The following is a 12259-nucleotide window of genomic DNA, read 5'->3' as shown; positions in this document are numbered from 1 at the left end:
TACAATCCACTCTGTGGTACTACTTTAGTTAAACGCGTAAACACATAGTTTTTTGAAAGAACAATTTGTCTAAAAAGACTTTTCATGGTAGCAACTAAATTCATACACTTTTAGAGAACTTTCGTTTACCCATTTATAAAAAGAGTAATAAATTAATAAAAGAAAAGAACGCACCTGAAAAAGGTACGTTCTAGGGTTTTTGCTTTATGATTTATGTTGGTTCTTTCAAACGTTGACTTCTTGTTTGGCGTTCATTTTGGTGGCGACGAATTTGGCCAGGTCGACGACGCGGCATGAGTAGCCCCATTCGTTGTCGTACCAGGCAAGGACTTTCACTTTACGACTGCCCATGACCATTGTGGACAAGCCGTCGATGATGGCTGAATGTGGGTTTGTATTAAAATCGATTGAGACGAGTGGTTCTGTTGTATATTCCAAGACTCCGTGCAGGGAACCAAGGGAGGCTGTGACGAATGCTTCGTTGATTTCATCAACGGTTACGTCCCTTTTCACATCCACGACCAGGTCCACTAATGAAACATTCGGGGTCGGTACACGCAGCGCCATGCCGTGAAGCTTCCCGTTTAGTTGAGGAAGCACTAATGATAATGCTTTCGCAGCACCCGTTGTCGTCGGGATGATCGATTGGCCGCATGCTCTAGCTCTTCTTAGATCTTTATGTGGATTGTCGATATTCTTTTGATCATTCGTGTAGGCGTGAACCGTCGTCATGAGACCGTTTTCAATTCCGAACTGCTCATCCAGCACTTTCGCTACAGGAGCCAGACAGTTCGTCGTGCAGGAAGCATTGGAGATGACACTGTGTTCTTCTATATTTAATGCGCTTTCATTTACACCCATCACAATGGTAACGTCTTCATTTTTACCCGGGGCCGTCAGGATGACTTTTTTCGCTCCTGCTTCCAAGTGAAGGCTCGCTTTGTCTTTTGAATTGAATTTTCCCGTCGCTTCGATGACGATATCGATGTTCAGTTCATTCCATGGTAATGCTTTAGGATCACGATTGCTTAATAGTAAAACACGTTTTCCGTTGACGATGAGTGCATGATCTTCCACCACTACATCTGCCTGGAATGTCCCATGATTTGTGTCATACTTTATTAAATGAGCTAACGTTTCAGCAGGGTAGCTTGCGTTAATGGCTACAACCTCTAAGTTTTCCTCTAATATTGCTTTTCTGAAAACCATTCTTCCAATACGTCCAAAACCATTGATTGCAATTTTCGCCTTCATAAATCCGGCTCCCCTCTATATTAATGTTATACTTATATGTTTATTTGCTAAAAATAGTATAACATATTTGGAGAATTAGTTAATAAGTATTTTGCGGATTTTTAATGTTTTATTATTCTGACAAATAGGCTTATTGTATGTATATTTTTGTGGTTTGGAATCATACTTGATTTGAAGGTTTTATTCACACATTCTCTCGGAGCATATGCTGGTTGAGTTCCGCTCCAGGTTGCTCGCTTTCCGCGGGGCTGGCGATGAGCCTCCTCGGCTTCGCCTGCGGGGTCTCATCTGTCCAGCTTTTCCCGTCGGAGTCGAGCAACCTTCCGCTACACTCAACATGGGTATTATGATAATACGAATAGTAAATGTCAGATCAATCCACCAAATGTTACTCTTAGACAACATAAAAAACCGACAAGGGTTTCTTGTCGGTCGTTTGTGTTGTTATGGTTGTAGGTCCCATTCTGTTAATAGAGCTTCTAGTTGTTCTTTTGTGTCATGCAGGGTTCCGTTGTTATCGATGACTGCGTCGGCAAGGTTGACTTTGTCCTTGAGTGGGAATTGGGATGCGATCCGTGCTTGTGCGTCTTGACGGTTTAAGTGATTGCGTTCCATTAAGCGTGACAATTGTGTTTCTTCGTTTACGTAAATGACTAGGGTGCGTTCGACCATCCACGTGAGGTCGCTTTCGAATAGCAAGGGAATATCCATGAATATGGTGTTCTTGCCGGACGCGATGGCTTCGTCTTTATGCTGGAGCATCATGCTTCTGACGGCAGGGTGCACGATGCTGTTCAGCATTTTTCTTTTTTCTTCAGAGTTAAAAATGATTCCACCGAGTTTTTCGCGGTTGATGGCCGAATCGTTTTCGTGAAGGATGCCTTCACCAAATTCTTCGACAATCGCCAGATAGGCAGGCTGCCCCACCTCGACCACCATACGGGCTGCGAGGTCTGCGTCGATTATGGTATATCCTTTTTCTTGTAACATGGTGGAGATTGTACTTTTACCACTTGCAATTCCACCTGTTAATCCTATAATACGTGCCATGATCGTGTCCTTTCCAATACTCGCCGGTCACTAGAACCTCAGGATCCCGATCAGGATGAGCAGAACACCCGGAAGGAATGAAACGCGGTGAATCCAGCGCAGGTGAGAGAAGAATTCCCCCATCTTCAATCCGGAAAATAAGAACGCGAAGCTCATCGCAAAAATCGCCAGGGTTAGTAGTAGTGGCGAGAAATGTAATAACGCGGCACCGATCCCGGCACCGAAGGCATCCAGTGACAAGGCGATCCCAAGCATGAATGCCTCGATTCCGGTAATCGTACCCGATTTATCAAAGTCCGCCGTGAGCGGTCTTCTTAATATTTGAATCACTAAACCTATGGATTTAATTTCAAAATTGATCAATGTTTTTTCATGTGACAGTACCGTCTCTTTTTCTGGTCTGAAGAACTGGTAGAGAACGGCAGCGCCGATCACGACAAGGATCATTCCGCCGATTCTTCCCGCCCAGACCGGGGTGATGATGGACCCGATGGTTTGACCGAGTAACATCGCCAGCAATAAAGAGCTCGCTGAACAGATCGATATGATGCTGATTGATTTTGTAGGGATTTTCACTTTTCGCAATCCATAAGTTAAACCGGTGCTAAAACTATCGAGACTTACAGCGAACGCCAGCAGTAATAAGGAGATTGTTTCACTCATCTAATAGCCCTCCCGAAAATCATTACAATACTATATGGTAAGGGCTTATCAAATGTTAAACGTTCTTTTTACTGCTGGCAGCGGGGGCAGTAATGGGTCCCCCGCCCAGCCGACACTTTCTTCTCGATCGTTGTACCGCAGTTCCGGCACGGCTCTTCTTTCCTGCTGTAAACATACAGGTTCTGTTGGAACATCCCCATCTGTCCCTGGGAATTCACGTAAGACCGGATTGTGCTGCCACCCATTTCCACCGCTTCTGTCAACGTGTGGATGATTTCACTGTGGAGACGTTCAATTTCTTCCCGTGACAGGGACTTTGATTTCCGGTCGGGATGAATCCCTGCACGGAATAGGGCTTCATCCACATAGATGTTTCCGAGGCCCACCAACACCGTTTGATCCAATAAGGTGGCCTTCACGATCCTCTCCGTCCTCCCGAGCTTTTCAGCCAGATAGTCTGGGGTAAACTCCGACAGAAACGGCTCCGGCCCCAACTGGAGGAGGGGCAGGTGAAGGAGTTCTTCCCCCTTTTTAAAGAGATGCATCGTCCCAAACTTCCGGACATCACGGTATCTGAGTTCCGTTCCATCCGTAAAGTGAAAGATGACATGAGTGTGTTTTTCAATGGGATCCTCATGATCAGCCAGATTATACTTTCCTTCCATTCTTAAATGAGAAACGAGGGCAACATCGTCACAAGAGAAGATCAAGAACTTCCCTCTTCTTCTCATTTCATTAATTTCCTGGCCTCTCAAGCTATGGATGAATTCATCCGTTTCAGGTGGATTCTTGATCATTTTTGGCCAAAAGACACTGACGTCCTTTATTTTCTTCCCTGATACAAGGAGCTCCAATGTCCTTCTGACCGTTTCTACTTCAGGCAGCTCTGGCATGGTGCCACCTCCTTCTCAATAAAACTACTTCGCGTCGTACCATGTTTGTCCGTACGAGTAATCAACCTTTAATGGAACCTCGAGCTCCATTGCGTTTTCCATCACTTCAGGAACAATTTTCTTCAATGTTTCGATTTCATCCTCAGGGGCTTCGAAGATCAATTCATCATGCACCTGCAAGAGCATCCGTGTTTGAAGTTTCTCTTCCTTCAAACGGGCCGCCATATCGATCATGGCTTTCTTGATGATATCTGCTGCACTTCCCTGGATTGGTGTGTTCATCGCAGTACGTTCCGCAAAGCTCCGCAAATTGAAATTACGGCTCGTAATTTCAGGAAGGTAACGGCGTCTGTTCATCAGCGTCGTCACATACCCCTTCTGTTTCGCATCCTGTACGATATCATCCATATATTCTTTCACGCCGGGGAAGCTTTCTAAATATTTCTTAATGAATTCCCCTGCTTCTTTTCGTGTTATATCAAGACTTTGTGACAGTCCGTAGTCACTGATTCCATAGACGATCCCGAAGTTAACGGCTTTCGCATGCCTTCTCATATTGGATGTGACCTCTTCCTTCTCCACTCCAAACACGTCCATGGCCGTTTTCGTATGGATGTCCATATCATTACGGAAGGCTTCCACCAATTTCTCATCCCCCGCTATATGGGCAAGCACACGCAGTTCGATCTGTGAATAATCGGCAGCGAACATGACCCATCCCTTTTCAGAAGGAATGAACGCCTGACGAATCTTCCTGCCTTCTTCCAGGCGGATCGGAATGTTTTGAAGGTTCGGATCCGTTGAGCTCAGGCGGCCGGTTTGAGTGAGGGCCTGGTTGAACCGCGTATGGATCTTGCTCGAATCTTTATGAACGACCTTCAATAATCCTTCGAGATAAGTGGACTGGAGCTTTCCTAACTGACGGTAGTGCAGGATATGATCAATGATTTCGTGCTTGGACTGAAGCTTTTCCAATACGTCTGCGGAAGTGGAGTAACCAGTCTTTGTTTTCTTCACAACCGGCAGACCCAATTTTTCAAAAAGGATCACACCGAGCTGCTTCGGAGAATTGATATTGAAGCTCTCCCCTGCCAGTTCATGAATGTTCTTTTCCAATTCTTCCAGTCGGAGGGCAAGCTCTTCCTTCATGGTCATCAAACGATCCTGATCCACTTTCACACCGGTGAATTCCATCTCAGCCAGGATAAGGGCAAGAGGCAATTCCAGCTCCATGTATAATTCATAAAGATCATTTTCTTCCAACTCTTTTATGCATGTTTCCTTTAAGTCTTGAAGGATGAATGCCTTTCGTGCCAGATGTTCGGATAATACTTCAGTGGCAGGGACCTTCTGCTTGGCCCCTTTTCCATACACCGCTTCGTCTGATTCGATGGATGGCTGACCATGTCCTTTTGCGATTGAGGCGAAGTCCTCACTCGATTCAGAAGGATTGATAATGTAAGAAGCAAGCAGCAGATCGAACCCGATCCCTTTGATGTCGATCCCTTGTCGCTTCAGGGCAACGACGGTCTCTTTCGAGTTGTAAACGTTCTTCGACTTCGATCCGTCTTCTGCCCATTTTTTAAAAGCTTCTGAATTCAATGCCGTTTCAAGGGTAAAGAAAATCGTCCCATTTTCGTTATGAAGGCTCATGCCGATGACTTCACCAAGATGATAATTCTCTTCAAGCATTTCGATGTATAGGGAGCTCTCAGTCGACAGATGCTCGTCTGTAATGGTTTCCACCACTTCAAAGGAGATATCATCCAGCTCCTGGGGCTCTTCTTGAGCGGACTCTCCCATTTTTTCGAGAAGGGAGTTGAAGCCAAGGTCCCGGTACACTTCCTTCAGTTTCACTTCATCCCAACCATCATAATTCAGTTCTTCAACCGTGACTTCAATGGGAGCTTCCCTGAGGATCGTGGCCAGTTCTTTACTCATGATCGCCTGGTCTTTATTTTCTTCAAGCTTCTCTTTCAGTTTCTTTCCGCTCACTTTGTCGATGGACTCCAGCAGCTTTTCAAGAGAATCGAATTCCTTCAGGAGCTTGATCGCCGTTTTCTCACCGACACCGGGTACACCAGGGATATTATCGGAGCTATCCCCCATCAAGCCTTTCATATCGATGATCCGGTCAGGGGTGATCTCCCATTTTTCTTTGATGTGCTGAGGAGTATACACCTCGATATCCGTGATTCCTTTTCTTGTGATGCACACCGTCGTATCTTTGGAACTCAACTGGGTCAAATCCTTATCCCCGGAGTATACTTTCACTTCGAACCCGTCGGACTCTGCCTGCAGGGAGAGAGTTCCGATGATATCATCGGCTTCATAGTTTTCTTTTTCATACCGTTTGATTCCGTAAGCATCCAGCAGCTCCCGGATATAGGGGAATTGCTCGGACAATTCAGGCGGGGTCTTCTGCCTGCCTCCCTTGTATTCCGTGAATGTCTTATGACGGAACGTCGTTTTCCCCGCATCAAAGGCCACGAGGATATGAGACGGCTTTTCATCTTCCAGTATCTTCTGCAGCATGGTGGTAAAGCCGTAAACTGCGTTTGTATGTACACCCTTGTCGTTATTTAATAGTGGTAGGGCAAAGAATGCACGGTAAGCAATACTGTTACCGTCAATCAGGACTAATTTTTTGGACATATAAGTACCTCCTGTAAAGGCTTCTGTTTCTATATATTCATTCTATCATGTTGGGGAATGAAAGGAAAAACGGGGACCTTATTTATGGAATGGGACTGTGATTCTTGAAATTCCACTCCTTATAAAAGAAAAAACTCTTCGAAAATGGATCATTCCATTTTTCAAAGAGTCTCTTCCTATTACTCTGTATACCCCATCAACAGCCTCGCATACGGCGAATCGGATGGTAAGATGATGACGGTTTTATCATCCACGGTCTTCTTATACGTTTCGAGCGTTTTATAGAGGTCATAGAAGCTCGGGTCCTTCGAGAAGGATTTGTTGTAAATTTGTGCGGCTTCGGCTTCCCCTTCGGCCCGGATCACATTGGCATCTGCCCCTGCTTTTGCAAGGAGCTCTTTCACTTCACGATCGGTTTCAGCCGTCACCCGTTGTTTCTCGGCATCCCCCATGGACAGGTATTCCTGTGCTTTGGAGTCCCGTTCCGAGATCATTCGGGTATAGACGGAGTTTTCATTCGCTTCTGGCAGGTCGGTGCGCTTCATGCGAACATCCTGAACGACGATTCCATAGTTATCCCGCTGCAACAGCTCATTCACCTTATCTGTCACTTTATCATTCAAGCTTCCCCTTGAAGACTTCTCATCATTGATGATTTCATCATACTCCAATCGACCGAGCTCTGAGCGGACAACGGAATAGATGAATTCTTCCATCTTCGTCTCGGCATTGATCACCGTTCTGGCATTCTTGATCATCTTAAGTGGGTCTTCAATGCGCCACACGGCATAATTGTCGATGAGCATCCGCTTTTTATCTTTGGTGTTGATCTCTGCTTCTGTCACGTCATAGGTCATTTGGTGCTTCGGTAGGGTTGTGACGGATTGGATGAAGGGGATCTTATATTTCATACCCGGTTCCTTATCGATCCGTACCACTTCCCCAAATTGACGGACGACTTTGTATTCTCCTTCTTTGACAATGAAGAGACTTGTGAAGAGGAGAAGGATGACAGCGATGAGGATCACGAAAAAGATCCCTAATTTCGTATAACGCTTCCACTCGATCGGCTCTTTCTTCTTTGTATTGATATCAAATACGTTTTGATCACTCATTCTCATCACTTCCTTCCTGCTTCGCCGGAGGATTCTGATTCTCCATTTGACGGATAGGGAAGTATTTCAGTGTTTCTCCACTATCCTTCATAATATAAATTTCTGCATCCGGCAGGACATTTTCCAACGTTTCCAGCACGAGACGCTTTCTTGTAATTTCAGGGTTCGTTTTGTACTCATTGTATAATTTGTCAAATACCGCTACATCTCCACGCGCCTGCTCCACACGTGCGATTTTATCCCCTTTGGCCCGGGACATGATGGCATCCTTTTCCCCTTTGGCTTCGTTGGTCCGCTGGTTTCGATATTTCTTGGCTTCATTGATTTTCGTATTCATCGTTTCCCTTGCATCCGTGACCGCCGTAAACGCCGAGCGGACCTCTGCATTCGGAAGCTCAACATCCTGCAGCTTCACCGCAAGAATCGAGATCCCGATATCATAATCATCGATCAACTCCGTCAATAAATCCCTTACATCTGCCTCGATTTCGGCTTTCCCGGACGTTAAGGCATCATCGATCAATGAGCTTCCGATAATGCTTCTTAGTGAAGAAGAAGTCGCATCATACAGGATTTCTTTCGGTTTATCCGAGTTGAATAAATAGGCCTCAGGATCGGTGATTTTCCATTGAACCACAAGATCGGCAAGCACAATGTATTCATCCCCCGTGATCATTTTTGTTTCTTTAGGAAAGTCCTTAATTTTCCCGTCTTTTTCTTCATATCCAAATTGAAGACTGAAGGTTTCTTTCGACAGCACTTCCACTGACTGCACCGGCCACGGCATCTTGAAATGCAGTCCAGGCTCCACCACCGGTTCGCCTGCATCCCCGAACGTCAACACCAATGCCTGTTCTGATTCGTCGACGGTATACCAGGATGTCAGTAGGACAACAATCAGGATAATGGCAGCGAGTACCATTCCTGCCAGAGTATAAACACGCTTCAAGCTCATATGCACCCTCCCTTTTCCATCTCTATATCTTATTTTCTGCTTACTAAGATATACGGACGTAAGACAAAAAGGTTTCAATAATATTAAGGGAAGATGACAAGATAAACACAGAAAGCGTTCTCAAAAATAAAAAGCGAAAAGACGAGAACGGGGTTGGTTCTCGTCTTTTCGTAACACCTTGGATGAAGGGGTTTCACTTAGTATCGTAACACCCCATTGTTAATTGAATTTAAAGCGATTGTAAAAACAATGTAAATAAGGTGAAATACACCTAAGGTTTTCCTTGATTTCCACCATGAGAGATGGATGAAGCACGTTTATTCAATGTGACAGTGAAAATAGTTCCTTTTTCAAGTTCACTTTCCACTTCAATATCACCTTCATGGGCTTCAATGATATGCTTGACAATCGCCAAGCCCAAACCGGTTCCACCTGAATTCCGGCTTCTCGCTTTATCCACCCGGTAAAACCGTTCAAAGATGCGGGGGAGCTCTTCCTGGCTGATTCCCATCCCGTTATCCTTCACTTTCACATACACCTTATCCTGATCGTCCTGCACCGTAACCGACACATTTCCGCCTTTCGGAGTGTATGCGATCGCATTGCTGATCAGGTTGATGAACACCTGTTTTAACCGGTAGGAATCCACTTCTGCCGTTCCCCTTGATTCGAAATCGGCTTGAAGGGAAATGTCCTTCGGTTTTGCTTTTTCTTTTAAAATCGGGATTACATCTTCTATCAGCCCTGCCACTTCCACTTCCTCTACGAATAGCTGGAATCCCTGCTTCTCAATTTTAGATAACTCCAGCAGATCCTGAATGAGGGACTGCAGCCGGTCACTTTCCTTTAAGATGATGTCTAAGAAGGATTTCAGCGTTTCAGGATCATCCATAGCCCCGTCTAATAGCGTTTCTGAGAATCCTTTGATCGAGGTGATCGGCGTCTTCAGTTCGTGTGACACATTCGCCACAAAATCTTTGCGCATCTGCTCAAGCTTTTTAAGCTCGGTGATGTCATGGAATACGACAACAATCCCTTTCCATACGTCATTGTTGCCGATAATGGGGGCTCCGTACACTTCATAGTGCTTTCGATCAAGCTTGTACGGAAGGAGAATCTGCCTTCTCAATCGCTCCTCCGTCATAAAGATTTCTTCCACAAGCTTATTCACTTCAGAATAGTGAATCACCTCATGGTATCGTACTTTCTTCAGTTGGCTCTCCTCCAGGTTAAAGAATTCCCTGAACGTCCTGTTCGTTAAGACGACAAACCCCCGGTGATCGATCAATAGAAGAGCGCTCCCCATATTTTCAATCAATGTCGTTAAGCGGTCTTGCTGCATTTCCTGGGAATTCACCATTTCCTGAAGGTTTCTCGCCAGAATATTGATGGAGGTGCTGAGCATACTCGTTTCATCCAGCCGGTCCTCGTAGGTCCTGGCACGGTAATTCCCCTTGGCAAGTTCCATAGCCACATTGGTCGCTGATTCAATGGGCTTTGTATACCTCACCGTAATCCTCGAGCCAAGAATGATGATGAGAACCAGGGCAAGTCCCAATGAAATGGACAGTACAAACCAAATTTGTTGAGTGCCTCTTTCCAGGGCATCCACCTCTGCGCTCATAATGAGAAGTCCCATCTTTTCACCGTTGGCATTTTTTAATGGATACCAGTAATACCGATATTCATTTCCAGATGTGACGAGTTTTTTATGCTTCTGTTTCACATCCCAATTTTTCTGGATTTCCTGTACGATTTTCTTCTGCTGCGGACCAACCAGTGAATCTGACGTATCCGTATCGTGGACCACATCCCCGGATTTATCGAGCACGGTGATCCGGACATCCAATATGTCGCTCAACCCTTTGATCATTTCAGGATCGATTTCTTTCGGTGCCCCGTTCTCCTCAATGGAGCTTGCCAGTAACCTGGTCTCCTTTTGAATCCTGGAGTTAAAGGTATCCAAATAGAAGTTCTTGAAAATCTGGCCCAAAAGCAGACCAAGCCCTATTAAGACAGCGATGATCAACGTAATGAGAGCAAATAGGAGCTTTGTTCTAAATTTGGTCATCGATTTTTAGGCTCCTCCAATTTATACCCGAGACCACGGATCGTTTTGATATAGGTTGGTTTTTTCGTATTGGACTCGATTTTTTCCCGGAGATGGCTGATATGCACATCCACGATCCTCGTATCTCCGGCAAAGTCGTAGTTCCATACCGCACTCAGCAGCTGATCCCTTGTAAGGACCCTTCCTTTGTTATCCGTCAAATATAATAAAAGCTCGAATTCCTTTGGTGTCAGTTCAAGTAATTCTCCTTGGAAATACGCCTCATATTGTTCAGGATATACTTTTAGTTCCCCGACTTCCTTATAATCAGTCGGTTCTTCGGCAGCCGGTTCCGTTTCCCGAATGGCCTGGCTTCGCCTTAGGATCGCCTTCACCCTCGCAACCACTTCACGGGGGCTGAACGGTTTTGTCATATAGTCATCTGCACCAAGCTCCAAACCAAGGACTTTATCGAATTCATCATCCTTCGCCGTTAACATCAGAATCGGGATATTGATCTTTCGCTGCCGCAATTCTTTACATACCTCGATTCCATCCATGGACGGAAGCATCAGGTCAAGGACAATCAAGTCCGGGGACTGTTCAATCGCAAGATCCCTTCCCTCTGCGCCGTCATGTGCTGTTGTCACTGAATAACCGGATTGCTCCAGATTGTACTTTAAGAGTGTTGCAATGGATTGTTCATCATCGACTACCAAGATTTTTTTGCTCATGTGTTGTGCCTCCATACCAAAGAAAATTAACCCCAACATCCAAACTGTTTATGTAATTGTACTTTCATTATAATATAATTCTCCGGGCTTACCATCATTTAATCCTTTTTAGTTTTTTACTGCCCTTTATGATAGGATGCACATCAAGCTTTTTCTTTATCATTTTCATGCATAAAAAAAGAGCTATGATGACATAGCTCCCTCCCGGCATTAGAAGTTTTCCAATGCATGACTATTCATTTTTTCCAGGTGATGAGGCGGACACACCTTGATGGTTCCGTTGATCACCTTTTCATCTTCCTCGTTCGTAGCCGATACCTGGATGGTAACCAGATGGTTATGTGGATTGACTTCTGTCACTTCAAAGAGGAATTGAACCGTTGCATAATGATAGACCGGCTTTGGAAATTCAATGTTTTGCTCCACGATATGGGAGCCCGGTCCCGGCAGATATTTGGATACAGCAGACGTGATGATCCCCGTCAGCATGATAGATGGAACGATTGGCTTTTTAAAAGGTGTCTGTGACGCATAATCGTGCTGGATATATAATGGATTGGCATCATTTGTGAGCCCAAGGTATAGCAGAAGTTCATTGTCTTCAATTTTTTCTGTGAGGGTCAGTTTTTCACCGACGGTCATTTCTTCGATTTTTCTTCCCAGTTTTCTCTTTTTCCCTAATAACATAAGAAGCACCTCCAAGTATGTAAACGATTACAATTTTAAATAATAAAAATTGTTTTTATTGTCTGTCTATTAGTATTTTATCATTTTTAGGGTTACCATACAAAGAGTTTTTACGCGTGGATTGATCATTTCGTTTTCTGATTGGTGTTGACGGAAGGCGAAAAAACAGATGAGAGAGTGCTGGTTGATTTCCGCTGCAGGTG

General features: G+C 44.9%; 10 protein-coding genes. All 10 read right to left on the bottom strand.

All coding sequences use genetic code 11. The annotated features are described in order from the left end of the window. Positions 1-225: 225 nt before the first annotated feature. The 10 genes from BVI01S_RS21130 to BVI01S_RS21085 all read right to left on the bottom strand — a co-directional run bounded on the left by BVI01S_RS21130 (position 226) and on the right by BVI01S_RS21085 (position 12056). Positions 226-1254 (bottom strand): glyceraldehyde-3-phosphate dehydrogenase, encoded by a 1029-nt coding sequence (locus BVI01S_RS21130; RefSeq protein WP_034756995.1) that lies wholly within the window; start codon positions 1252-1254, stop codon positions 226-228. 444 nt (positions 1255-1698) lie between these two features. Beyond that, the gene (gene coaE / locus BVI01S_RS21125) at positions 1699-2304 is read right to left on the bottom strand and encodes a dephospho-CoA kinase (protein ID WP_061811475.1); all 606 of its coding nucleotides are present in this window, start codon (positions 2302-2304) and stop codon (positions 1699-1701) included. A gap of 30 nt (positions 2305-2334) precedes the next feature. Next, positions 2335-2967: a sporulation membrane protein YtaF gene (gene ytaF / locus BVI01S_RS21120; RefSeq protein ID WP_034756989.1), complete on the bottom strand. Its 633-nt coding sequence runs from the start codon at positions 2965-2967 to the stop codon at positions 2335-2337. Between the two features lie 68 nt (positions 2968-3035). Continuing rightward, on the bottom strand, positions 3036-3860 hold the full coding sequence (gene mutM, locus BVI01S_RS21115; protein ID WP_061811474.1) for a DNA-formamidopyrimidine glycosylase: 825 nt from the start codon (positions 3858-3860) through the stop codon (positions 3036-3038). Positions 3861-3884: 24 nt separating this feature from the next. Further along, a complete protein-coding gene (polA, locus tag BVI01S_RS21110) occupies positions 3885-6515 on the bottom strand; it encodes a DNA polymerase I (RefSeq protein WP_061811473.1) in 2631 nt (876 codons plus the stop codon). A gap of 179 nt (positions 6516-6694) precedes the next feature. Continuing rightward, positions 6695-7630, bottom strand: coding sequence for a protease modulator HflC (gene hflC / locus BVI01S_RS21105; RefSeq protein ID WP_061811472.1), 936 nt, complete (start codon positions 7628-7630; stop codon positions 6695-6697). Beyond that, positions 7623-8585, bottom strand: coding sequence for an FtsH protease activity modulator HflK (gene hflK / locus BVI01S_RS21100; protein WP_061811471.1), 963 nt, complete (start codon positions 8583-8585; stop codon positions 7623-7625). Before hflK ends, hflC begins: the two co-directional genes overlap by 8 nt. Positions 8586-8856: 271 nt before the next feature. Next, positions 8857-10656: a two-component system histidine kinase PnpS gene (gene pnpS, locus BVI01S_RS21095; RefSeq protein ID WP_061811470.1), complete on the bottom strand. Its 1800-nt coding sequence runs from the start codon at positions 10654-10656 to the stop codon at positions 8857-8859. Then, positions 10653-11369 (bottom strand): response regulator transcription factor, encoded by a 717-nt coding sequence (locus tag BVI01S_RS21090; protein ID WP_061811469.1) that lies wholly within the window; start codon positions 11367-11369, stop codon positions 10653-10655. The genes pnpS and BVI01S_RS21090 overlap by 4 nt, the downstream gene beginning before the upstream one ends. Positions 11370-11579: 210 nt before the next feature. After that, positions 11580-12056, bottom strand: coding sequence for a MaoC family dehydratase (locus BVI01S_RS21085; protein ID WP_061811468.1), 477 nt, complete (start codon positions 12054-12056; stop codon positions 11580-11582). Positions 12057-12259 lie beyond the last annotated feature (203 nt).

The sequence above is a fragment of the Rossellomorea vietnamensis NBRC 101237 genome (assembly GCF_001591825.1).
GTDB lineage: Bacteria > Bacillota > Bacilli > Bacillales > Bacillaceae_B > Rossellomorea > Rossellomorea vietnamensis.
The sequence above is the reverse complement of the archived record's forward strand: the minus strand, read 5'-3'. Positions and strand labels throughout refer to the sequence as shown.